20 protein-coding genes are annotated in these 23,540 nt (G+C 55.1%); 16 read left to right on the forward strand and 4 right to left on the reverse strand.

The features are described 5' to 3' along the window. Positions 1 to 84 precede the first annotated feature (84 nt). From ACYVG7_RS18655 to ACYVG7_RS18680, 6 genes are all read left to right on the forward strand, one after another. Entirely contained in the window at positions 85 to 441 is a 357-nt protein-coding gene (locus ACYVG7_RS18655; protein ID WP_460884602.1) for a DUF3693 domain-containing protein, read from the forward strand. Positions 442 to 755: 314 nt separating this feature from the next. After that, a complete protein-coding gene (locus ACYVG7_RS18660) occupies positions 756 to 3,980 on the forward strand; it encodes a diguanylate cyclase (protein WP_460884603.1) in 3,225 nt (1,074 codons plus the stop codon). A gap of 88 nt (positions 3,981 to 4,068) precedes the next feature. After that, a complete protein-coding gene (gene queE, locus ACYVG7_RS18665; protein ID WP_460884604.1) occupies positions 4,069 to 4,755 on the forward strand; it encodes a 7-carboxy-7-deazaguanine synthase QueE in 687 nt (228 codons plus the stop codon). Positions 4,756 to 4,895: 140 nt separating this feature from the next. Further along, on the forward strand, positions 4,896 to 5,834 hold the full coding sequence (locus tag ACYVG7_RS18670) for a GGDEF domain-containing response regulator (protein WP_460884605.1): 939 nt from the start codon (positions 4,896 to 4,898) through the stop codon (positions 5,832 to 5,834). 869 nt (positions 5,835 to 6,703) lie between these two features. Continuing rightward, a complete protein-coding gene (locus tag ACYVG7_RS18675) occupies positions 6,704 to 10,477 on the forward strand; it encodes a PAS domain S-box protein (RefSeq protein ID WP_460884606.1) in 3,774 nt (1,257 codons plus the stop codon). Between the two features lie 220 nt (positions 10,478 to 10,697). After that, positions 10,698 to 11,582 (forward strand): DMT family transporter, encoded by an 885-nt coding sequence (locus ACYVG7_RS18680; RefSeq protein ID WP_460884607.1) that lies wholly within the window; start codon positions 10,698 to 10,700, stop codon positions 11,580 to 11,582. Here the strand turns inward: ACYVG7_RS18680 and ACYVG7_RS18685 are convergent. After that, positions 11,565 to 12,548, reverse strand: coding sequence for a hypothetical protein (locus tag ACYVG7_RS18685; protein WP_460884608.1), 984 nt, complete (start codon positions 12,546 to 12,548; stop codon positions 11,565 to 11,567). The genes ACYVG7_RS18680 and ACYVG7_RS18685 overlap by 18 nt on opposite strands. 219 nt (positions 12,549 to 12,767) lie before the next feature. Here ACYVG7_RS18685 and cobT point away from each other — a divergent pair, with 219 nt between their 5' ends. Genes cobT through ACYVG7_RS18720 form a run of 7 tightly spaced genes read left to right on the forward strand, consistent with a single transcriptional unit; the run spans position 12,768 to position 18,829 of the window. After that, positions 12,768 to 13,799: a nicotinate-nucleotide--dimethylbenzimidazole phosphoribosyltransferase gene (gene cobT, locus ACYVG7_RS18690; protein WP_460884609.1), complete on the forward strand. Its 1,032-nt coding sequence runs from the start codon at positions 12,768 to 12,770 to the stop codon at positions 13,797 to 13,799. Then, positions 13,796 to 14,635, forward strand: a complete 840-nt coding sequence (locus ACYVG7_RS18695; protein ID WP_460884610.1) for an adenosylcobinamide-GDP ribazoletransferase — start codon at positions 13,796 to 13,798, stop codon at positions 14,633 to 14,635. The genes cobT and ACYVG7_RS18695 overlap by 4 nt, the downstream gene beginning before the upstream one ends. A gap of 8 nt (positions 14,636 to 14,643) precedes the next feature. Further along, positions 14,644 to 15,177, forward strand: coding sequence for a bifunctional adenosylcobinamide kinase/adenosylcobinamide-phosphate guanylyltransferase (gene cobU / locus ACYVG7_RS18700; RefSeq protein ID WP_460884611.1), 534 nt, complete (start codon positions 14,644 to 14,646; stop codon positions 15,175 to 15,177). Positions 15,178 to 15,209: 32 nt separating this feature from the next. After that, positions 15,210 to 15,839: an alpha-ribazole phosphatase family protein gene (cobC, locus tag ACYVG7_RS18705; protein ID WP_460884612.1), complete on the forward strand. Its 630-nt coding sequence runs from the start codon at positions 15,210 to 15,212 to the stop codon at positions 15,837 to 15,839. 5 nt (positions 15,840 to 15,844) lie between these two features. Further along, entirely contained in the window at positions 15,845 to 17,344 is a 1,500-nt protein-coding gene (locus ACYVG7_RS18710; RefSeq protein ID WP_460884613.1) for a cobyric acid synthase, read from the forward strand. Continuing rightward, on the forward strand, positions 17,334 to 17,939 hold the full coding sequence (cobO, locus tag ACYVG7_RS18715; RefSeq protein ID WP_460884614.1) for a cob(I)yrinic acid a,c-diamide adenosyltransferase: 606 nt from the start codon (positions 17,334 to 17,336) through the stop codon (positions 17,937 to 17,939). The genes ACYVG7_RS18710 and cobO overlap by 11 nt, the downstream gene beginning before the upstream one ends. Beyond that, on the forward strand, positions 17,936 to 18,829 hold the full coding sequence (locus tag ACYVG7_RS18720) for a patatin-like phospholipase family protein (protein WP_460884615.1): 894 nt from the start codon (positions 17,936 to 17,938) through the stop codon (positions 18,827 to 18,829). Before cobO ends, ACYVG7_RS18720 begins: the two co-directional genes overlap by 4 nt. On the opposite strand, the gene ACYVG7_RS18725 is transcribed toward ACYVG7_RS18720, so the two are convergent. Beyond that, on the reverse strand, positions 18,787 to 19,362 hold the full coding sequence (locus ACYVG7_RS18725; RefSeq protein WP_460884616.1) for an NUDIX domain-containing protein: 576 nt from the start codon (positions 19,360 to 19,362) through the stop codon (positions 18,787 to 18,789). The two genes, ACYVG7_RS18720 and ACYVG7_RS18725, sit on opposite strands and share 43 nt — an antisense overlap. A gap of 138 nt (positions 19,363 to 19,500) precedes the next feature. Here ACYVG7_RS18725 and ACYVG7_RS18730 point away from each other — a divergent pair, with 138 nt between their 5' ends. From ACYVG7_RS18730 to udp, 3 genes are all read left to right on the forward strand, one after another. Beyond that, positions 19,501 to 19,695, forward strand: a complete 195-nt coding sequence (locus tag ACYVG7_RS18730; protein ID WP_460884617.1) for an alternative ribosome-rescue factor A — start codon at positions 19,501 to 19,503, stop codon at positions 19,693 to 19,695. 175 nt (positions 19,696 to 19,870) lie between these two features. Further along, on the forward strand, positions 19,871 to 20,350 hold the full coding sequence (locus ACYVG7_RS18735) for a DUF4124 domain-containing protein (RefSeq protein WP_460884618.1): 480 nt from the start codon (positions 19,871 to 19,873) through the stop codon (positions 20,348 to 20,350). 267 nt (positions 20,351 to 20,617) lie between these two features. After that, positions 20,618 to 21,382 (forward strand): uridine phosphorylase, encoded by a 765-nt coding sequence (gene udp, locus ACYVG7_RS18740; protein ID WP_460884619.1) that lies wholly within the window; start codon positions 20,618 to 20,620, stop codon positions 21,380 to 21,382. Between the two features lie 64 nt (positions 21,383 to 21,446). On the opposite strand, the gene ACYVG7_RS18745 is transcribed toward udp, so the two are convergent. Both ACYVG7_RS18745 and ACYVG7_RS18750 read right to left on the reverse strand, forming a co-directional pair. Continuing rightward, entirely contained in the window at positions 21,447 to 22,049 is a 603-nt protein-coding gene (locus tag ACYVG7_RS18745) for a methyl-accepting chemotaxis protein (RefSeq protein WP_460884620.1), read from the reverse strand. A gap of 12 nt (positions 22,050 to 22,061) precedes the next feature. After that, positions 22,062 to 23,468 carry a HAMP domain-containing protein gene (locus ACYVG7_RS18750; RefSeq protein WP_460884621.1) on the reverse strand — a complete coding sequence of 469 codons (1,407 nt, stop codon included), beginning with the start codon at positions 23,466 to 23,468 and terminating at the stop codon, positions 22,062 to 22,064. Between the last annotated feature and the right edge of the window lie 72 nt (positions 23,469 to 23,540).

Consider the following 23,540-nt stretch of genomic DNA (forward strand, 5'->3'; position numbering starts at 1 on the left):
GCACCAATCAGTAAATCGTCAACTAACGAAACAATTGGTAAATCGTCTTAAACTGAGGAGACCGAAAGCGATGGAGAAATGGAAATGTATTCAAAAACACTGCTAGATGAGTACCTAAAGGCAAAGAAATTCACGCAATACAAGCAAGCAGCGGCAGAGTTGGGTTTTTCCACGGCTTACATCGCCAAGGTGAATACAGGAAGAGAAGAATTCACAGAAGAAACAGCACTTTACATAGCTGTTGAATGTGGCATGGACACACAAGAAGTAATAATGAAACTAGCCGAAGCTAGAGCCAAAACGCCGCAAGCCAAGAGCGTATGGTCACAAGTTTTAAAAAGGTACTGCGCAGGCCGTGAGGCCGCATCCTGTGCGGGTTTGAGTGCCATAGCGGCCATTTCCATGGCCAAATTTAACTTCGCATTATGTATATTATGTTAAATTGAATATGCGAATCCATGCCTGCGTCTTTATACTGTCCCTATCCATCTTCACCTGGTCGATTCGATTGTCATGAGTTCATCGTTACGCGTTGTGTCTCATCGTGGCCATCGAACATTAAGACCCAATCTCTTGTCAATCCTTGGAACTAAGTGGCTGGTTTAACACAGTTCTGAGACCCAGCTAACCATGATTCAGTTGGTGCAGAGTGTCCATTTGATCCACCCCGCGTTATTGAGTGAATTGTTTAGATGTTTAGTATCGGCAGCGCTTAACATATCCAGACACTCAGTTCTGCAAGGAATTTTTATCCAGTGAGCTTCAGATTCGATACCTGGTTGGACAAGCATTGGCTTCAAGCGTTGAACCAACGAGGTGATTGTGTCTTTGTGCATTCTCGAGCCGGCGCCTTGTTGCGCGCCGTACTGGATGACTACTGCCTCCAGCGTAATATATCGCCACTGCGGTGGCGGATGACCGAACATGATGCGGTCGAGCCCTACTCGCCTCTGTTGCCTTTGCTGCGCAGCTTGTTGCATCGCAATAAGATGAGTGTCGCGGCGGCTCTGGATGCGCTGCAGCTCAATGGCATCGAACGCAGTCTGCTGGCGGACTACTTTATCGGCCGTGAACTGATGCGGGTTGAATTTCCACTGCCCGATGATCTCTTCTTTCAATCACGCCGCATTCGTTCCTTGTTGCTGCGGCTGTTGTCGTTGCTGACGGCCGATGCGCCACAACTCTTGTTGGTCACTGGCGTTCAGTTTGCGGGGCCGACCACCCTGAAGCTGCTCGAAGAGCTCATCCAGTCCTCCCATGATGGCAAATTTTTATTGGTGATTGGTATTGATCCCAGCTACCAGCATAGCGATGAGAGTCACCAGCAGTTGTGGGAGCAGTGGGTCAGCCTGATCGATAGCAGTGGTATCGTCTATCCCCATGCGTTTGATAGTACCCCTGCACCTTTCATGCAGTGGCCTGGGCTTGCCGATCTTGGTGCCCAGCATGATTATGCCGCCCTCGCCCGTTGTGAACAGCTCCTGGATCTGCTCTGTTTTGACGAGTCCGTAGTCGCAACCCGAAAGCTGGTCCAACGTCTGGATCGGGGCGATTTCGACCAGGATGGCCACTATAAATGGCAGGTCTTGCTCTGTCTGGGGCGCGCTCAACTCTATTGTGGCGAGCACGAAGAGGCGATCGCAACCTTCGATCGACTGCTGGAACAAGCCCAAGTCGCCAACCATTCCGCACACCTATGCATGGCGTATCGGGAACTGGCGATGGCGCACATCTTTCGCTCCGATTTAACCACGGCGGTTCGCTATAGCCAGCTCGCGGTCAAGCTCGGCAGTGCGCAAGAGGACGAGCTGCTGCAGACTCAGGCGCTGTTTTGTCATTTTGTCGCCTGTGACAAGGCCAATATTCCATTCGGTTTGGGGCGCCTGCGACAACTCTTGCAACTACTCGATAGCCACCAGATGGTCAGTGGCCGTATCTATGTGTTGCGCAACATTTTCGCCCAGGTGCCGTTTGAGGAACAGCTGGATCATGATTCAGCGCTGGATTGCTCCATCGAGGCGATCCGACTGGCGCATCACTATGCCTATCAGGCTGATTTAGCGGCGGCGTTTCAAAGTCGCGGGGTTATTTACAGTCAGCTCAATCGTTATCGGCGCGCCCTGCGCTGTTTCCGCATCAGTGAACATTTACGCGAACAACTGAATGTGCCCGGCGAATTAGCCCGCATCCGAAATGGCATCGGCTATATGCTCTGCCAGCGCGAAAACTACACCGAAGCCCACCGCTACTACCTCTCGGCGCTCAATACGGTGCTGCGGTTGAACGACTTTTCCGAAATCACCATCAGCTTGTATAACCTGGCGTGGCTCTATGCCGAGGTGCAGGAAAATAGCAGTGCCTCTCTGGTGCTTAATACCCTGCGCGAGATGCTACGCATCCGTGGTACCACCTATTTCCCGTTCCGCAACTTGCACGACGTGTTGCTGCTACAAGGCGTCATTCATCTGCATCAGGGGGAATGGGTGCGCGCCGAGCAGGATTTGGAGCGCAGCTACAATCTGGATATTCAGGTTTCTGCCGAAGGCAAGTTCATGCGCCCGCTGTTGAAGGCGCTGCTGGAAGCACATCAGCGTAATTTTAGTCAGGCCCTGATCGAGCTAGAGGAAGCGACCGAGGTCTGTGCGTTGGAACACGACCTGACGGTCCATCACCAAATTTTGTTGCATGAAGCGGCAATTCGCATCCATCGCCAACTGACCGACATCGATGCCGCCTATCGTCACTTGCGTCGGGCCATCCAACTGTGCGGCCATTATCAGTTGCCAACCAGCCGGCAACGCATCCTCTGCGCCTGGCGCTTGCACGTGATGCCGAAGGTCCATGACATGCTATCGCCGCCCAAATTGGAGCTGGATCAACTGCTGCATCTGGTCAGCCAAGAGCAACGCATGAATCAGCTGTGGCAGCGGGTCCACGAAATGCGGTTATTAGCAACTTTGCAGCAGCTCGCCGTTGATATCGAGAGTGAACAGGATATCTCCGCCGAAACCTTGCGGCTGATCTGTACCCATTTCAACGCGCAAGCCGGCTTTTTGCTGGTCAATCACGAGCAGAAAATCTACGAACTGGCGCAATATAGCCAGGTGCCGGATAACCAACTGGATAGCCGGACCTTGAGTGACTGGTTAGGCAACCATGCCACGACCCGTTTGTTGTTTAACGGTGAAGTTCCCACCGCCAAACAGGCGTTGCGGTTTTCTTCGGTACTCTGTCATCCGCTGCTGGAGGGACAACGCCAGATCGGAGAGATGATCCTGCTGACATTTGCCGATAGTGCCCCGCTGAACAAGTCCGATCGGGATACCCTGCAATTCATCGGCAACCAGTTGGCCGGTCAGTTGGTAAACTTGCGCCAGCGCCGACAGCTGATCGCCTTGAGCTCCACCGATGCATTGACCGGACTGAGCAATCGCCAGAAATTCCAGACCCTGCTCCGGCAAGAGCTAAAGCGGGTTTCCCGCTATGGCACCGAGGTCCCCTACTTGTCGCTGGCGTTCATTGATTTGGATAACTTCAAGTATTACAACGACACCTTTGGCCACGACATCGGTGATCAACTGCTGCGTTGGTTTGCTGATTTATTACGCGACACGCTGCGGGATTTTGATGTGGCTTGCCGTTGGGGTGGCGACGAATTTCTGGTGATGTTCCCGCATACCAAATCCAGCGAGGCCATGGTCGCCCTGCTTCGGCTCATCGAATCGTTGAACGCCTGCGAAGGCTACACCAAGGCGCTGGCCGACTATCTGGGGCATGCCGTGCAACTGCCGCAGGAACATTGGTTGAGCTGTTCGATCGGTGTCACCGACAGCACCCACCTGTTGGATCCGCTGGATGATGCCGAACTGCTGCAAAATGCCGACCAGATGTTGTACGAAGTCAAACGCAATGGCAAAGGCCACGCTTTGCAGACCCAGGCCAACCGGTCCCGACGGACGACAGACCTCATCATCAGCTAATTGCAACTTTACAAATGGTTGGCGTTTGCTACCCTGCGCCCCCATTCAGGCAGGGTTTCGGCTGCCGTTGTTACTGCGAGCGTGAGCCATGCCACACCAAGAGCTGATCTACCCCATCAATGAAATTTTCCAAAGCATTCAGGGCGAAGGGTATTTCACCGGCCAACCGGCAATTTTTATTCGTTTGCAAGGCTGTGATGTCGGCTGCTCCTGGTGTGATACCCGTCATACCTGGGTTGTGGATCCGGCTCGCGAAGTGGTCAGCTCCCAAATTCTCGATCGCTCCAGCAACTCGGATTGCTGGGCCAGCATGACGACGGAACAACTCTGCAAGTCGCTGCGGGATCTCGGCTATACCGCGCGCCATGTGGTGCTGACAGGGGGCGAGCCTTGTCAATATGATCTCCGTCCCCTGAGCCGCGCCTTGCTGGAGCAAGGTTATCAGGTGCAGATCGAAACCAGTGGCACAACTGAAATTCTGGCCGATGCCGGTTGCTGGGTCACGCTCTCGCCGAAGATTGGCATGAAGGGCGGCTATCCCATCCTCGACAGTGCCTTGTTGCGCGCTCAGGAGATTAAACACCCGGTGGCCATGGAGAAGCATATCCACGATCTCGACCATTTACTGGCCCGCTGCCAGCATGGTGCGGGCAAAGTCATCTGCCTGCAACCCATCAGTCAGCAACGTCGAGCCACCGAGTTGGCCATTCGGATCTGCATCGAACGAAACTGGCGCTTGTCCGTGCAGATGCACAAATATCTGAATGTCGACTAAAGCGATCCCGCTCATAACCTGCGTCAAACTTATCTCACTTAATGCCGATCGTGTTGTAGAAACATCCTGTTTTTGTTAGCGATTTGTTGAGCCGTAACCTATAAATTTGAACATGGATCGCGACAGCCCGGGATCATTCCTTGGAACTGGAATCACATTGTGTCTCGTCCCGCCTGCTTCTGGTGGATGACAGTCCAACCAATTTACGTTTCCTTGCCCATGTTCTGCATCATATGGGCGAGCTATTTTTTGCCACCGATGGGCCTAGTGCACTGCAAATCGCGCGCGATAAGCAGCCGGATCTGATCCTGCTGGATGTCGAGATGCCGGGTATGAGTGGTTATGAGGTGTGCCAGCAGATCAAACAGGATCCACTGCTCGCCGATGTCGCGGTTATCTTTGTAACCTCTCATCAAAGCATGGAACATGAGGTGCGGGCACTGGAAGTTGGCGGTGTCGACTTCATCAGTAAACCACTCAACCCACCCATAGTTCGGGCCCGCGTCCGAACCCATATGACGTTGAAACAGCAGTCGGACAAATTACGCCGTCTGGCCAATCGCGATGGCATGACCGGCGTCTTTAACCGTCGCGCGCTGGATGAAATTCTGAGTGTGGAATTTCGACGCCATATGCGCATCGGCGCCCCGTTGGGATTGGCGATGCTGGATGTGGATTTTTTCAAACATTACAACGACTGTTATGGCCATCTGCAGGGCGATGATTGCCTGCGCCATATCGCCAGAACCATAGTGGCATCGACACGTCGGCCCGCCGAGTCTGTCTGTCGCTATGGCGGCGAAGAGTTCATGGTGGTGTTGCCGAACTGCAATGCCGAGCAAACGCTGCAGTATGGACATTGGCTGCTGGATCAGATCCACCGACTCGCCCTTCCCCACCAGAACTCAGACTCCGGCATAGTGACCATCAGTGTCGGTTTGCACTCTCAGATACCGAATGAAACAACCAGCATTCCAGAGCTGATCCAACACTGTGATGAGGCACTCTATTGTGCCAAACATCATGGGCGGGATCAGGTCTGCGTCTATCAGGCTGCAGACGCAGGGGTTGACGCATGACACGTTGGCCATGGGTGCTGTTAAATCCAATTCCCGAGTCCTATCGTCACACTATTCTCTATACCTTGCTCTTCACGCTACTCAGTTGCGCCAGTTGGCAACTCGATGTCACCAGCTATGTGTTATCCGCCAACTGGCTGGCGACCAGCATTGCGGTGGTATTAATCCTGCACTCACCCCGCACAAAATCCCGGAATATCACACTCAGCTATATCGTCGCCATCTCGGTCGTGAGTATAGGATTGAGTCCCCATTTCTGGTTAGGCATGGGGGCAATCATCAGTAGTGTTGTCATTGTTTTTGTGATGATTGGGTTATTTAGAAAATATCGACCGTTGCATGAACAATCTGTCGGACAGACACTCTTGCTACACCTGATCTTGGGTTATTTTGCCGTGGCAACCCCCACCGGAATAATCATGGGTGGCTTGTTTGTTGGGTATTTTCATGGCGACCATGATATCCATGTCTTACTTTTATCCTGGCTGTATAGCAGCCTTGGATTTTTGCTACTGTTAATTCCGAGCCTCAAGATTTCTCGCCAGCAGCTATATAGCTTATCCCTAAGGCAAGCGGTTTTCATTATGGGGCTGATATTTTCTTCCTGCATTTTTTGCTTAATTATTGCACATGTCTTTAATAATCCATTTATTTTTGTTGTGATGTTTTTGGCGCTGGTTGCACTGTATTGCTCGGTATTTATTGTTAGTCTATGGACGATTGGAGCTCTACTGTTACTCTGGCTACTATTGTCCACACACTGGATCCCTGCCCCCGAATTAATGTTCATCATGTCCCCCGCCGAGGTATGGACATCCAGTGTAGCCACGGTGTTTTTTTTACAGCTTATCAGCTTATTAACCGAGCTGATGAATAAAAATGCACTGCGCTTGCAGCAAAGTGAGGCGCGTATGCGCGGGGCTCTGGAGTTTGCGGCAACAGGTTTTGCATTAACCTCCCAGCAGGGTGAAATTCTGGAGGCAAACGCCTGTTTATGCCGGATGTTAGGGTATTCGCGCGAGGAACTCAAAGGGCTGACCGCTTTTGAAATCAGTCATCCAGATGATCGACAGCGCTCGAAAATAAATCTGGAGGCGATCCAGCGCGGCGATATTGATCATTACGAGTTTGAAAAACGTTATTTGTGTAAAGATGGTCATCCGATTTGGGTTAATGTCCGGCTCTCTTTACTCAATTATTCCCCCTCCCAGCCCAAAGAATTAATTCTTCAGGTAGATGATATTACTCATCACAAACAGGCCGAGAGCGAGCTACAACACAAAGAAACCCGATTGAAGCTGGCGTTGGCCGCGGCCAACGCCGGGGCTTGGGAATGGGATCTGGCGGATTTGCAGACTTGGTGGGCCGATGAAATTTATAGCATTCTGCGTCTGACGCCGGACGACATTGACGCAAGTCAGGAGAGCTGGCTGGCCTTGGTTCATCCTGAAGATCGACCCAGGGTTCAGGAGTGCATCCAGCACGCGATCACCCACGCGGCCGGGTATCGCGAAACCTATCGGATCGTTCGACATGACGGCTCAACTGCCTGGATTGAGGACTACGCGGATGTCGAGCTCGATGCCAGCGGGCAACTCTGTCGTGTCTATGGTATCAGCCAGGATGTCACCGAGCGCACCCTGATCGAGCTGGCCGTTCAGCACAGCGAGAGCCGACTTCGGGCAATCCTCAACTGTGCGGTAGATGCCATCATCACCATGGACAGCCAAGGCCGGATCCACTCGTTTAATCCGGCGGCGGAAAAAATGTTTGGTTATTCGGCGAGTGAGGCGCTGGGCGAAAATATTACGCTGATCATTCCATCGCCGCATAAAGAACTCCACCAAAGTTATTTGGATCGATATTTGAAAACCGGTGTGCCGCATATTATCGGCCAGGGCCGCGAAATGATGGCTCAGCAGAAAAGTGGCCATTTACTTCCGGTCGAGTTAACTATTACTGAGGTGGAAAATCAGGGTGAGCGCTTTTTCACTGGCATGCTGCGTGATATTTCCTCCCATAAACAAGCAGAAGCTGCCTTGATTTCCGCACGGAGTGAGTTGCAAGGGGTGATTAATGCGGCTAGCGAAATATCTATTATTGTCACCACCCAGGATGGCGTTATTACCTTATTTAATAGCGGCGCTGAGCGCATGTTAGGTTACTCAGCCAGTGAAATAGTCGGCAAGCGAACGCCAGTTCTATTTCATGACATGAATGAAATCGTCTCCCGCAGTATAGATATAACACGGGAGACCGGAAAACCGATTACTGGTTTCGCCACTATTGTTGCTGAAGCGGTTCGTCTCGGATTTGAGTCCAGAGAGTGGAGCTATATTCGCAAAGATGGTACGCGCCTGACGGTACTGCTAACCGTTACCCCTATTCGGGATGGGGATCATGTTCTCACCGGATTCTTGGGCATTGCCAAAGATATCACCCCCTTGAAAATAACTCAGGCTGAGTTATATCGAGCCAAAAACCAGGCCGAACAGGCGAATAAAGCCAAGAGTGAGTTTTTGGCTAATATGAGCCATGAGATCCGCACACCACTAAATGCGGTATTGGGGATGGCTTTCTTGCTGGAAAATACCACGTTGGATGCCAGCCAACAGCAATATGTGAAAATGATCAGCGGTGCGGGCCGCTCTTTGTTGTTAATCCTCAATGACATCCTCGATTTTTCCAAGATTGAGGCCGGGCGGATGGATATATCCCCTGTCGAATTCAGTCTGAATGAAATACTAAATAGCTTGGCCAGTATTATGTCGGTTAATGCCGCCGATAAGACACTTGATTTACTGATCTGCGTGCAACCCGATGTGCCGCCTACCCTGATAGGCGATGGCATGCGGCTGCAACAGATCTTGATCAACCTGACCGGAAATGCCATTAAATTTACCCATCAAGGCTCGGTGAGCTTGCATATTTCGCTGCTTCAACTCGGAGCTGATACGGTGACGTTGCGCTTTAGCATTCGGGATACCGGAATTGGCATGAGCCCGCAGCAGCAAGAACGATTATTTGCCCCCTTTACCCAGGCCGATAATTCGATGACTCGCAAATACGGCGGGACCGGTTTGGGGCTGGCCATCAGCAAACGGTTGGTCGAGCTGATGGATGGCACTATCGGAGTCAATAGCCAACCCGGCTCGGGGAGTGAATTCTGGTTTTGTCTCCCCTTTGCGCTCAATCCCCAAGCCTCCATCGATCCGTACCCGCTGAAGTCGCTACGCGTGTTGATCCTGGGCGATCACCCTGTCGTGACGGAGGCGCTCACCTTGGTGGTTCAGGCCCTAGGCTGGAGTGTGACTACGGTGAGCAACCGTGCTGAGGCGGAAACCTTGCTGGATCAGGAGCCCTACGATGTGTGCCTCGGCTGTTGGCCCCTGGCCACGACCGATGATCTGCAGTTGTTGAGTCGCACCGAGCATTGGCCGAATACGTTATTTGTTGCCATCTCCCGCCTGCAGCAAAAAGAGCACCTGCGCCAACATCCCCTAGCGGCCAGACTGGCTGCGATTTTGGTTCAGCCGGTCACCAGCGCCAACTTGTATCATGCGGTTCTCGATGCCCGCAGTCGTGGTGTGGGTTCAACGGTTCTCCCCCTTCAACCACTGGATCCGGCCACCACAACCGCCCAGCCATTTGCTGGTCTGGTGATGCTGCTGGTTGAGGATAATGAGATTAATCAGCTCGTTGCCTGCCGGATCCTCGAGCAGGCCGGTGCCCGGGTTGAGGTGGTCAACAATGGCCTGGAGGCCGTTGCTCGACTGCGGCAGGACAATCCATTTGCCATCATCCTGATGGATGTACAGATGCCGGTGATGGACGGCTATACCAGCACGCGCATCCTGCGCCAGGAGCTGGGGCTCACCACGCCGATCCTGGCGATGACGGCGGGTGTGATGCGAAGTGAACAAGAAGAGTGCCGACGCTGCGGCATGAATGACATCATCAGTAAACCACTGGATGTACAGCAGATGTTTGCTTGTATCCAACGTCATCTGCACACCGACAGCCACGAGTCGGGCACATTGCCCCCTGCGACCCTGGCCGCCGCCCAGGCGCTTGACTTGGCCGAGTTGCGGCAGACGCTGGGCGATGATGACCAATTGATTGCGCGCTTGTTAATTCAGTTCCAGCAAGAAACCCGGCAGCTACATGCCCAGCTCAAGCAATATCTGGCCGACCATGATCAGGCGGCGGCGGCCCGATTGATACATACCCTCAAAGGGCACGCCGGTACTTTTGGCGCCGCCCGGCTGGCCAAACTCAGTCGCCAGATTGAGCAGGCCATTCGTGAGGAGCGCTCGGCTGAACAAGCCACCTTACTGCCGGAGCTGTTTGCCTCACTCGATGAGCTACACCATGCCATCACGCTGTGGCTGGCCAGACACGAGGACCAGGGCTGTGAGGCTGACGCCTTGAGTGAGCCAGAGTTTCAGGCAAAACTGCGTCAGCTGGAGTCACTGCTGCAAGCGCAAAACCTAGCCGCTCTGGACCTGTTCGCCGATCTTCGCCTCTCGCTGCTGCAACGCGGCAGCCTACCCACCATCAATTCATTGATTGCGGCGATAGAAGCGCTGGATTTCAAATTGGCCTCCCAACTGCTCCGTCAGTTAGCGCCCTACTCCACCTGAGCCCCCTTCGACCCGGACTCACCGCCACGGATGCGGTGTGGGAACCCACTCACCTGAGCTGCCCGGTCATCCCAGGCTGACTCGTCAGGTGGAGAATTCCTGCCGCTGCCGATAACAATTGCCGCATAATACGCCCCCACACGACCCGCTAGCGGCCATGCCAGGTTTTGCTGTCCTCGATGAGGTGTCGTGCAAGCACTCGGACCACGGAGACCACACATTGGAACACTATTGGGGTGAACTGGCGGCATTGGCTGGCGCCTTGAGTTGGGCGATTGCCACCCTGATCTTCAGCCAATTTGCCCATCATTTGAGTGCCATGCAAATGACCCTGACAAAAGGCTGTCTGGCGTTGACACTGATGCTGGGTACCTTGCTGTTGATGCCGCTCCCCAGTGCTCATATTGCTTTGGAGCCTATGCTCTGGCTGGCACTTTCCGGGTTTATCGGTATTGCCATCGGTGACAGCGCCTATTTTGCGGCACTGCGGCGGATTGGGCCAAACCGGACCCTGTTGCTGGAGTCCCTCGCCCCACCCTTGTCGGGTATTCTGGCCTTATGCCTCTTGGGCGATCATCTGGGTTGGCAAAGCTGGCTCGGCGTCGTGGTCACCACCGCGGGCGTGACCTGGGTGGTGATGAAGCCCGATCCGGAGAAGGGCTATAACCGCGCCGGTTTGGCGTACGGCTTGCTGGCCAGTTGCTGTCAGGCGACGGGGGTGGTGATTTCTCACTATGCGCTGGTCACCAGTCAGTTGCCGGCCCTGTGGGGGGCGACGTTACGCCTGGGATGTGGCACCTTGGCGGTAGCTCTCTGGCTGGCGGTGAGCCAACCCACGGCCCTGCGGCAGCTCAGCGGGCTGATTTACCGGCAGCCGGGCCGCCGGTATCTCTTTCTTGGCATCCTGGTGGGCACCTATCTGGCGCTCTGGCTACAGCAATCGGCATTAAAGCTGGCCAATCCGGCCGTCGCGCAAACCTTGCTGGCAACCAGTCCGCTATTTTTGTTGCCGCTGGCCCTCTGGCAAGGCGAAGCGCTTTCGAAACGTCTGGTGCTGGGTACCGGCATGGCCCTGTTCGGTATCCTGCTATTCTTCTGGCGCTGACGTGACGGTGGGTTTGCGCGGCGTGGCGAACAATCGCCATCGAAATTGTTGGCTAAAGGGGTCATACGAGATGCGCCGGCTATCCGCCAGTGCCTCCAGCCCCGGGTTTTGCAACACCAGCAACTGACGCTTGTCCAACTGGGCCGCGCGAATACCGTCCGCATAGAAACTCAACCAGAGCTTCTGCAGATCGCCATCGACAAAGGCTTGCTCCAGACCACGATCGACGCGTTGAAGCAACGCGCTATGACGGGCGTTGGTATAAAAAAAGCGTGGTAATGGGTAGTAGAGCAGCAGGTGGGAGTCCAGAGCCAATTGTGGAAGGTTCTGATGGCTTTGCAGCTCGGGCATGGCTTCATTGATGCCGCGGCAAAACAAGTCAAATCGACCCGACGCGACCATTTTAAACAGGCTCTCGTATTGACCCACCTCCTGCACGGCAAAACCGTTATGTCGCAAGATGGTGACATCCTGCCAGCCGCTGCCTTGGCCATGGCTAAAGGGGCGCAATGCCTGCAGGCTGCCTATCTGGCTGAGCTCAGGCAGTAAGGTGCGACGGGTGAAACAGATCCGGTAGCTAGTGATATCCAGATCCGGCTCAAATCCGCCCCGCTTCAGACCTGCGCGCTCCAGCTCGGGGTCATAACTGAATTTGACGATAAAATTCTCATAGCTATTGGTGAGCAGGGCTTGACGGGCTCGAGCGGTGTTCATCGGGAGCGAGGGTTGTAACAGATAATCGCCATACTCATCCCGGGTCTTGTCCAGGGCCAGTTTTAACACCGCTATGGTGTAATCATTGCGCCGATCCAGCGCACTCTCGGCCGCACGATAGGTCACCAGGGTCACGGGTGTGGCGGCCAGCGCAGCGCTGGCAATCAGATAAGCGCCGACCCCACATCCGAGCCAACACCGGACCCACCATGCGGCTCGACTCGCCAGCAGGCAAACAGGGTGCACCCCCATCACAACCTCCACTATCCGCCTGATCCAGTGCATGGATTATGGGCGATCCGGCGAGCATAAACCTTGACGCTGTCCGTAAAGAGGAGAGACGCAGATGACAGCGCCATGGCATTTGTGGCCGCCAGATGAAAAGTTTGGTGAGTTAAGGGGGAAAAAATGCATGGAATACAGTAGCATGGCTAGCTACTACGGAAGGTATCATCAGCATAAGGAGCCAGTATGCTTGCGACATGGACCATTCATCCGCTACTTCGTGACCAGGAAACGGCGATTCAAGCCCGGATCGATCAAAAAACTAAACCGCTCGGTGCGCTGGGCCGACTTGAAGAGATCGCCTGCCAACTGGCCCTGATCCAGCAGCAGGACCAAGTTGCCATTACCAAGCCGACATTACTGGTTTTCGCCGCCGATCATGGCATCGCCGGGCACGGGATCAGCATAGCGCCCAGCGCCGTAACCCGACAAATGGTGCTGAATTTCCTGGCCGGTGGCGCCGCCGTCAACTGCTTTTGCCAGGCCAGCCAGATGACGTTAAAGGTGATCGACGCCGGTATTCTGGAACCGATCGCCGATCCCCGACTCATCCAGCAGCGCCTGGGACGCTGCAGCGGAGATATCAGTATCGAAGCCGCCATGACTCCCGAGCAGTTGCAGCAAGGGCTGGATTATGGCCGCCAGATTGCCAATGAACAGATAGCGGCTGGTTGTAATCTGCTAGCCTTCGGTGAAATGGGGATCGGTAATACTTCGCCAGCCGCAGCCCTCCTTGCCGCCATGACCGGCCTGCCCCTGGCGGCTTGTGTGGGACGCGGAACTGGCATTGATGATGCGCAGTTGATACGCAAAAAAGCCTTGCTCACCCAAGCTTTGAACCGCGTCGGGCAGCAGTCTGACCCGCTGGTGTTACTCCGTGAACTGGGTGGTTTCGAGATCGCCCAAATCACCGGTGCCATACTGGGCGCCGCAGAGCAACGAATCACCCTGTTGATTGACGGTTTTATCGTCACCGCGGCGGCCATGCTGGCGGTCCGCATCGCCCCTGCCTGCCGTGATTATATGATCTTCAGCCACGGCTCTGCCGAGAGCGGACACGGGATGATGCTGGAGTCGCTGCGCGCCCGACCCTTGCTGGATTTAGGTCTGCGCCTGGGTGAAGGCACGGGAGCCGCTTTGGCCTTGCCTCTGCTGCGTGCCGCCTGCAGTTTTTACAACGATATGGCCAGCTTCAGCAGTGCCGGAGTCACAGTGTGACGGTCGCTTGCAAACTCCTGGCGGCGCTGCGACGGCAAGGCAACTACTTCCTGTTGGCGCTGGCGTTCTTCACCCGGATCCCGATCCCGGCTTCGACGCCGTTTTCAGCAGAGCGCCTCAATCACGCCAGTCGTTACTTTTCCGCCATCGGTCTACTGGTCGGACTCTGGGGCGCTGGTGTCTGGCTGCTGGCCCAGTCGCTGCTACCGCTCTCGGTCGCCGTATTGATCAGCATGGCCGCCACAGTCAAGATCACCGGTGCCTTTCATGAAGATGGCTTGGCGGATATGAGCGACGGTTTGGGAGGTGGCATGGATACCGCCCGTAAGCTGGAGATCATGAAGGACTCGCGACTCGGTACCTATGGTGCCATCACACTGCTGCTGGCGGTGTTTATCAAATATGTTTCATTACTGGAGATCAGTCGGCTTTCACTGATCGAAGGCCTACTGGCACTGATCCTGTTGCACGCCACATCACGCGCACTGGCGGGTAGCCTTATTTTTGACATGCATTATGTGCGTGACGACAGCGGCAAGGCCAAACCACTGGCGCAAAATCAATCCCCGACTGATCTGCTGGTCCTGCTGTTTTTTGGGGCTTTGCCCTTGTTATTGCTGGATATTTATAGTGCACTCATCCTGCTGGTGATCTTCATTGTGCTGCGTTACTGGATCAAACGCTGGCTCACCCGGCAGTTGGGTGGCTATACCGGAGATTGTTTGGGTGCGGCCCAGCAGATCAGCGAGGTGGCGGGCTATCTGATCTGGCTGTCGCTGCAACAATTGCAGATCATTCGCATCAATCCGCTGATCGACTCGTTATTGTTTTCTTAAGGTCCCAGATGGCAAAAATCACCTTGATACTCGGCGGTGCCCGCTCCGGCAAATCTGCTCTGGCATGCCAACTCGCCGCACAGAGTGAACTGGCGGTGACCTATATCGCGACCGCCACGGCCCGGGATGCCGAGATGGCGACCCGGATCCAGCATCATCAACAAGAGCGCCCCGCGGATTGGCAACTGGTTGAAGCGCCTGTGGCATTGGCTCAAGCCATCGCCGCGCACGCCGGCGATGGTCGCTGCCTGTTGGTGGATTGTCTGACGCTTTGGCTCACGAATCTGCTGCATGATGCCGACGGACAACCGCAGCCTGATACCCTGCTGAGCGAGCATTTTTTGGCTCTGGAGCAAGCGCTGGAGCAGGCCGCAGGCACCATTGTACTGGTCAGTAATGAGGTGGGTCTGGGCATTATTCCTCTGGGGGAGCTGACCCGGCGTTTCGTGGATGAGGCCGGGTGGTTGAATCAACGTCTTGCGCGTTTGGCTGATCATGTCTTTTTCGTCGCCGCTGGACTTCCTCTGCCATTAAAAGGTTAGAGCGACAGGTTCGCAATCAGGATGAGATCTGTATGGCTGATATCACACAGCGCCACATAGGACTGTTGCGTCATGGCAGTCTGGATGCCGCACCGGCCCTCTACGGGCGTAGCGATCCGCCACTCTCCACTGAGGGATGGCAGGCGTTCAGTGCATTATTCGAGGCTCAGCAGCTGCCCTGGCAGCGCATACTCTGCTCCCCTCGCCTCCGTTGCCGCCAGGTGGCCGAGCCGTTGGCACAAAAATTTAACCTCCCGCTGGAGATTTGGCCTGAGCTAGCGGAGATGGATTTTGGACGCTGGGATGGCATCCCCTACGACGAACTGGTCGCGGAGTGGCCCAGACTGGAGCGCTTCTGGAGTGATCCGCTGCGTTTTCCGCTGCCGGAGGCCGAACCTCTGAGCGATTTTCATGCCCGTATCTCTCAGGCTTGGGAGCGCGTCTTGACCCTGAGTCAGCAGCAGTCGCTATTGTTGGTTACCCACGGCGGCGTTATTCGCCTGATCCTGGCTCAATTGCTCCACGCTGATTGGCGGCGCGGAGATTTCTATCAGCGCCTGAATATCCCCTATGCCTCGCTAACGCAGTTGGATATTTGGCATGGTGAGGGTCAACCCGCCCTTCAGATCCGCCAGTTGGCTGCTCTTCCTGCCGAGGTATAAGCATCTTGTTGCAACAACCAGACTCCCAACCCACGCTGATGGTACAAGGTACCAGCTCCGATGCCGGTAAAAGCCTGTTGGTGACGGCCCTGTGCCGGATTTATGCCCGTCAGGGCCACAGCGTGGCGCCCTTCAAACCGCAGAATATGGCGCTGAACAGTGCGGTAACCGCCGATGGCGGCGAGATTGGTCGTGCCCAGGCGGTGCAGGCCCTGGCCGCGGGTCTGGCGCCGAGTGTTCATTTCAACCCGGTCTTGCTCAAACCCAACTCCGATACCGGCTGTCAGGTGATCTTGCAGGGGCGCGCCCTCGGCAACATGGAGGCCGAGGCCTATCACGATTACAAGCAGGTCGCGATGGCGACGGTGCTGGATTCCCACCAACGGCTGCGGCAGCAGTATGCGCGCATTATCGTCGAAGGCGCGGGTAGTCCTGCCGAGATCAACCTGCGAGCCGGAGATATTGCCAATATGGGATTTGCCGAAGTGGTCGATTGCCCGGTGATCCTGATTGCTGATATTGATCGCGGCGGTGTATTTGCCCAACTGGTGGGCACGCTAGCGCTGCTTTCGGAGTCCGAGCGTGCGCGGGTACAGGGGTTTGTCATCAATAAATTCCGCGGCGAGCTGGCGTTATTGCAATCGGGCCTCGACTGGCTGGAGCAAGAGACCGGCAAGCCGGTGCTTGGCGTCATCCCCTACCTGCAGGGTCTGGAAATCGCCGCAGAAGATGCAATTGCCACCCGTCAAACCACGCACGAGGGCCAGATCCGGATTGTGGTGCCGGTATTGCCCCGGATCAGCAACCATACCGACTTTGATGCCTTGCGCCTGCATCCGGATATCGATCTGCAGTTCATCCCCCTGCATCAACCTCTACCGGCTTGTGATTTGGTGATCCTTCCCGGCAGCAAAAACGTAAGAGCTGATTTAGCGCTATTCCGTGAACACGGCTGGCAGCCGATGTTGCGCCGTCACCTCAGGTACGGTGGCAAGCTGTTCGGTATCTGTGGCGGCTATCAGATGCTGGGACTGCGTATCGAGGATCCGCTCGGCATCGAAGATGTGCCCGGCGAAAGCGCCGGGTTGGAGCTGCTGCCGATAGACACCGAGCTGATGCCGGATAAACAATTATGCCAACGTCACGGCCAACTTCAGCTCCATAACGAAACCGTGCCGGTGCATGGCTATGAAATCCATGTTGGCCGCAGCCGCGTCGCCCCTGGTTCGACCCCACTCCTGATCTATGGTGATGGCTCGACCGACGGTACTATCAGTGGCGATCGGCAGGTTGCCGGTTGTTACCTGCACGGCTTATTCGACGCACCGCAGGCGTTGTCTGCTCTGATGGCCTGGCTGGGGCATAGTGCGACAACCCCCGTTTCTTATGTGCAACAGCAGCAGGATGCCATCGAGCGTCTGGCTGATTGCGTAGAACAACATCTGGATATGGCGAAGCTGGAATCGCTGTTCCATAGCAACTGGAGACAGAATCATGGTGAATGAACAGCAGCGGGATGAGCGGCACAAGGCCCGCCAACAACGGCTGAAAGAACAGGTCGATGCGCGGATTGCGGCAGCCCAGGAGGATCGGGGGCTGCTGATTGTCATCACCGGTGATGGCAAGGGCAAGAGTACCTCCGGATTTGGTACCGTCTGTCGCGCGGTGGGACATGGTCTCAAAGCGGCCGTGGTGCAATTTATCAAGGGCAACTGGGCCTGTGGAGAACGCAACCTGCTGAGTTCGGCCGGGGTGGAGTTTCATGTGATGGCCACCGGCTTTACCTGGGAAACCCAGGATCGGCAAGCCGATACGCAAGCGGCTCAGGCGGTCTGGCAAGAGGCCAAGCGCTTGCTGGCGGATCCCGATATCCAGTTGGTGTTGCTGGATGAACTGACCTACATGGTGGCCTATGACTATCTGGATCTTGATGAGGTGCTGGACGCTCTGGTCCATCGTCCGGCGATGCAACATGTGGTGATCACCGGCCGGGGGTGTCACCGGGCGCTGCTGGAGCTGGCCGATACCGTCAGCGAGGTTAAAAATGTGAAACATGGGTTTGATGCCGGGATCAAGGCTCAGCAAGGGATTGATTGGTGAACTCAGTCCTCCCTATTTCTGGCGACGGCTCTGCGGCCTTGATCGTCGAAGGCGGCGCCATGCGCGGGATCTTTGCCGCCGGAGTCCTCGATACCTGGAGTCGGGCTGAGTATTACCCGTTTGCGCTCTGTCTGGGGGTCTCAGCCGGTTCCACTGCACTGGCGGCCTACCTGTCCGGACAAATCGGTCGCACCCATGGCGTGATTACCGACGTCTCCTGCCGAAAACCTTTCATCAGCCTGCCCCGCTTCCTGGGCGGCGGCCATTGGCTGGATCTGGATTGGTTATGGCCGGTGAGCCTGGCGGAGTACCCCTTCGATGTGGCTGAGTTCAGTCGCAGAAACACGCCCCTGCTCATAGTGACCACCCGGGTTGCAGACGCCACGCCTTGCTATCACCTAGCTGAGCCGGAGTCGATGATGACGGTTGCCAAAGCCTCCTGCTCGGTGCCTGTGGCCTACCGAAATTTTGTTCTACTCCACGGCGAGGCCCATACCGATGGTGGCGTGGCCGATTCCATTCCCGTCATCGAGGCATATCGACGAGGCGCCCGACAGATCACGGTACTGTTATCCCAACCCTGGGGATACCGCAAACGCCCGGCTCGTTATCCACAGCTGCTACGCTATCTGCTGCGACAACAGCCAGTATTGGCGGAGGCCATGCTCATCCGGCATCAACAATACAATGCGGCATTAGACTTTATCCGCAACCCGCCGGCTGATTGCGAGGTTCGACTTCTCGCTCCGCCGCCAGATTTCAAGGTCGGGCGATTAACTCGAAATCGGCAAACATTAGAGCACGGCTATCAGCAAGGGATAGCCGCAGGCGATTCTCATCTACAGCGTTACGCGGGTTGTTCCGAGCTGACAGGTAGTGAGAATTGCTGACGGCGCTGGGCGAGTAACAGTATCCCCATCACCGACATGGCATCGCTGATCTGACCGGTTAATACCATCGACAGCGCCTCATCGAACGGATAAATCTCGACCTCGATATCTTCACTCTCCTCCAACGATTGCTCACCGGGCTCCAGCTCAGTGGCGACAAACAGGGCCCCGATTTCATTGCTGATCGAATTGGAAAGGTGTACCCCCTCAAACAGCGGCATGATGCTTCCGGCGCGATAACCAGTCTCCTCGGCTAATTCCCGACTGGCGGTGTCATGCCACGCCTCACCTTGGGGACAGCCGCCCTTGGGGATTTCCAGAGAGCTGACATTGCCGATGGCATAGCGAGTCTGCCGCACCAGAATGAGCTGGCCATCGGCGGTGAGCGGTACCACGCCAACCGCCCGATTTTTGAACTCCACCACCACATACTGACTGGGCGTTCCGGCTGGGGTTATGACCTCATCCTGACGTAAACCCAGCCACGGGTTGGAAAAAAGGTGTCTGGAGTCCAGGGTCTGCCATCCCGCCATCAGGTTATCCTCTTGCTAATTGACTTGATACTTACTGCAGGCACTCGCGAAGCGCGCTATCCTGCACCGGTTGGGAATGTATCGACATTCACCCGCAGTTGCACCCCATTTTAATACTCAGATCATGACGGAGTGATGATGAAAAAACAGAACATTGGCTACCAGCATAGCCGCGGCACCATCGCCGATAACGCCTTGGCCGCCTTGATGCACGACCCACTATTTCGCTGCCGGGTCGAAACCAATAAAAAAGGTAAGGGTAGTTATCAACGTAAAGCTAAGCATCACCGGGGCTACGAGCCCAGTGCTCAACGGTTGGCAACCATCCATTGAGCACTGGGCTTGTGCTCACCCCACAATCAATTTCTGTACCAGTCCACATCTAGGCAGAAAACTGGTTGTCATTTTTTGCACTAGAAATCATGCTGGACTCTGAATGGTTCACCAGCCAGACCCGATCAAACCTCAGCCGGAATCGCTGGTTATCCGCATGGACATGGAGCTAGCTATGCGATGGAATACCTTGATCACAACCTTGTGCGCTCTGGGGTGTAGCCTGCAGAGTTTGAACGCTGCCGAAGTGTATCGCTGGGTGGATGACAAGGGTGTCGCTCACTACAGCCAGTTGCCGCCACCGGATAGCCAACAACAGTTCGGCAAGGTCAACACCGCCTTCACTCCGGCCCAACAAGCCTTGATTGCCGAGGCCGAACGCGAACGCTTGCAGAAGCAAGTGTTACAGCAAACCTCCATCCCCCCCTCAGCCGCAGGCGCGGAACAGACTTGTCAGCAGTTGCAGCAAGACAAAGAGTCCTATCTGCAGCGACGCATTGAAGAGCAGTACCTCAGTGATCGCAATGACTGCGACATGAGTCATATCGGGACGGCGGCACTCAAACAGCGGGAAGTCTGCTATCAGAGTGCCCGCCACACCATGGATCGCAGCATCTCCCAGCTGCCATCAGTGAAATTGTGTAGTAGCCAATAGCGATACGCTTCACAAATCCAAAAGCTTTCTTGCTTATCACACCCTCTCCCCCTCTGAAGGCATCATGCTGTCGCATACGTTTTCCCAACCCAGGCAAACGTATACCCGGATCTCGGGTGCGAATTTTTTCGTGGTCGTGAATTTTTTTACTGTACTGCAGTCGATTTTTCGGTTGATCTTCGTCACGCTTTTTCTTGAAAACGCTGTCTAGACTGGCCGCCATGAAGAGCCACATGCCGTCATTCAATCTGCTATCGGAGTCTTACCATGAATAAAACCGTCGATGTATTTCACCTTGGACTGGCGAAACAGGACTTACAAGGCGCGACTTTGGCTATCGTCCCTGGAGACCCGGACCGGGTCAAAAAAATAGCCGAGCTGATGGATAATCCGCGCCCTTTGGCCAGCCATCGTGAATTTACCAGTTGGTTGGCCGAGCTGGATGGTAAGCCGGTAGTCGTCTGCTCGACCGGTATCGGAGGCCCTTCCACCTCGATCGCCGTTGAAGAACTGGCACAGCTTGGTGTCTCGACCTTTCTGCGCATAGGCACCACAGGAGCCATCCAACCCCATATCGCCGTGGGTGATGTGCTGGTGACAACGGCTGCCGTGCGGCTGGATGGCGCCTCGTTGCATTTTGCACCGATGGAGTTTCCGGCGGTGGCGGATTTTACCTGTACCACGGCGCTGGTTGCGGCTGCGAAACAGTTGCAGGCGCAGGTCCATGTCGGTGTCACAGCGTCATCCGATACCTTCTATCCGGGCCAGGAACGCTACGATACCTATTCAGGCCGAGTGGTTAGCCGCTTCAAGGGTTCCATGGCCGAATGGCAAGCCATGGGCGTGATGAATTACGAGATGGAATCTGCCACCCTGCTGACCATGTGCGCCAGCCAAGGTCTGCGGGCTGGCATGGTCGCGGGTGTGATTGTCAACCGGACACAGCAGGAAATCCCGGATGCGGCAACCTTGCAACACACCGAGAGCCAGGCGGTACGGATCGTAATTGAGGCCGCCCGACAACTGATCTGAGCCTTATTCTGCCGGGACAAAAAAGGGGCTCGTTATGAGCCCCTTTTTGCTATCTGGAACCTTATTAGTCCACGCGCCCGAGCTTGAATTGCTGAACGGTTTTCTCTTGTTGCTCACACAGAAGATCCAGGGCTTCGGTCTGACCGGCCATATCGTGCATGGTCTTGCTGCTAAGTTCGACCACTTCGGACATCTCATTGATGCTGCGACTGATCTCGCGGCTGGCAATGGTTTGCTCACGGGTTGCGGTAGCGATCAGCTCCGCCGAATTTCTGACATTCAGCATGTGGTCGGCTATCAGACCAATGGAGCCATTCACTTGCTCCATCTTGGCTCGGCCATCCTGCATCAGATGCAGACTGTCGCGCATGCTGGATACGGCGCCTGAGGACTTGTTTTGCAATTCGGAGATCATGGTATTGATCTCTTGCGTGCTCTGGTTGGTCCGGCTGGCCAGATTGCGAACCTCATCCGCCACCACCGCAAATCCGCGGCCATGTTCACCGGCACGCGCGGCTTCAATCGCCGCGTTCAACGCCAGTAAATTGGTTTGTTCCGAGATGCCGGAGATGACTTCCAGAATGCCGCCAATGTGTTCACTCTGGACATAGACCTGCTGGATGACTGATTCGCTATGTTGGAGATTCTCAAATAAAGATGAGACCAAGCGGCTATTTTCTTAGACCAGATTGCGTCCCGCCTGGACCTGCTCATCGACCGACAGCACCATGTTGAGGCTGGATTCGGTATTGTTGTTCACATCCTGGATGGCATGTTCCATTTCGGTCACGGTCGCGGCCAGGGTATTCATGGTGCCGGATTGCACCTGCACCTGGGCCGCAAGAGTATTGGCAAACTCCCGGTTCTTGTTGGCGGTGTTGCGTGTCTGTGCCGCCCCCTGCTTGACGATGGTGAGGGTGTGGTTGAACTCATGGATCACCGCATTGATATCACGCTGCAACTCGGCAAACTCACCACTGAATTTGCCCTCGACCCGCTGGGTGAAATCCCCGGTCGCCAGTTGCCGCAAAATTCGCTGCAACACTGACATAGGTGCATTGATGGTGCTGGATAGCCGCCACCCGACCACACCGGCAAACACCAGGCTGAACAGCAAGGACAACATCAGGCTCATGGTGGTACTGCTGATACTGGCATTCGCTTTGGCAAATGCCTCGGCACCGATAGTTTTGGCGGCTTTCTGCAGCGACTGTACCTGCTTCATTGCCGTTTCTACCGTCGCAGAAATCTGTTCGACACGGGCCAACAGTTGTGCGCGCTTATCCTGTAAGGCGACATAACGGGCGATGGCGCCCTGCTTCATCCCGTCGTTGGATTTGAGAGCGACAATCCCGGTGGTGAAATCACTATTGTCCTTGGTCGCCGGGACTTCCTGCTGCAGCACCTCACTGTTTTGCAGAATCATCTGCGACACGGCTACTGAGTTGCGTTGAATAGCCTGCATCTCTTTGAGCGATTGAGTGCTGAAGATGGCGTTAACCATGTATTCCATTGTGCCGATCTGAGAAACCATCTGTTTCGTCAGTGACGAGATATAGGGATCTTCATCGGCATACGGCTTGAATGTTAGATCTACCGCCACCTTGGCAAAGCTGATTTTCGTCAAGAAATCGGCTTTGATCTTATCGATCTGCGCAGCCTCGGTCATCACCTCCGAGCGGATCCGACTAATATCATTTCCCCCTTGAATAATGGCCTGCAATGAAACCTGCAGCGCCTGTGCCGCGCGGGAGGCTTCGCCGCCTTGCTGTTCCATGGCATTGAGTTTGTCGAGTAATGCCTGCAATTGTGCATTCAGCGCCTTAGACTGTGAGTCGAAATGTTGCCGCTCTTGCTCGAGTTCCGGTTTGGTATCGGAAAACATCATGTCAGTGGCGGTTTTATTGATGCGAAGCAATTCCTGACCAATGGAATTGGCATCTTCGCTCAACGCACTGATATCCTTGACCACAAAGGTAAATGCATCGTTGATTCTCGCCATATTGAAATACGAGAAGCCCCCACCCAGGGCCATGAGTCCACAGAGAATGGCAAATGCGATCCCCACTTTGATTGTCAGCTTCATGCAGATATTTCCTTCTCATTTGTTATGTATTCAGATCTCGGGGTTCTTTATTTTTATAGGTCAGTGAAACTG

The organism is Pseudaeromonas pectinilytica (genome assembly GCF_054780855.1).

Bases quoted from the DNA above. Each gene is read 5' to 3' on its own strand.
- ACYVG7_RS18655 (WP_460884602.1), top strand. From the start codon at position 85: ATGTATTCAAAAACACTGCTAGATGAGTACCTAAAGGCAAAGAAATTC.
- cobO (WP_460884614.1), top strand. From the start codon at position 17,334: ATGGTGAATGAACAGCAGCGGGATGAGCGGCACAAGGCCCGCCAACAA.
- ACYVG7_RS18750 (WP_460884621.1), bottom strand. From the start codon at position 23,468: ATGAAGCTGACAATCAAAGTGGGGATCGCATTTGCCATTCTCTGTGGA.
- ACYVG7_RS18725 (WP_460884616.1), bottom strand. From the start codon at position 19,362: ATGGCGGGATGGCAGACCCTGGACTCCAGACACCTTTTTTCCAACCCG.
- queE (WP_460884604.1), top strand. From the start codon at position 4,069: ATGCCACACCAAGAGCTGATCTACCCCATCAATGAAATTTTCCAAAGC.
- ACYVG7_RS18735 (WP_460884618.1), top strand. From the start codon at position 19,871: ATGCGATGGAATACCTTGATCACAACCTTGTGCGCTCTGGGGTGTAGC.
- ACYVG7_RS18685 (WP_460884608.1), bottom strand. From the start codon at position 12,548: ATGGGGGTGCACCCTGTTTGCCTGCTGGCGAGTCGAGCCGCATGGTGG.
- cobT (WP_460884609.1), top strand. From the start codon at position 12,768: ATGCTTGCGACATGGACCATTCATCCGCTACTTCGTGACCAGGAAACG.
- cobC (WP_460884612.1), top strand. From the start codon at position 15,210: ATGGCTGATATCACACAGCGCCACATAGGACTGTTGCGTCATGGCAGT.
- cobU (WP_460884611.1), top strand. From the start codon at position 14,644: ATGGCAAAAATCACCTTGATACTCGGCGGTGCCCGCTCCGGCAAATCT.
- udp (WP_460884619.1), top strand. From the start codon at position 20,618: ATGAATAAAACCGTCGATGTATTTCACCTTGGACTGGCGAAACAGGAC.
- ACYVG7_RS18730 (WP_460884617.1), top strand. From the start codon at position 19,501: ATGAAAAAACAGAACATTGGCTACCAGCATAGCCGCGGCACCATCGCC.
- ACYVG7_RS18675 (WP_460884606.1), top strand. From the start codon at position 6,704: ATGAATAAAAATGCACTGCGCTTGCAGCAAAGTGAGGCGCGTATGCGC.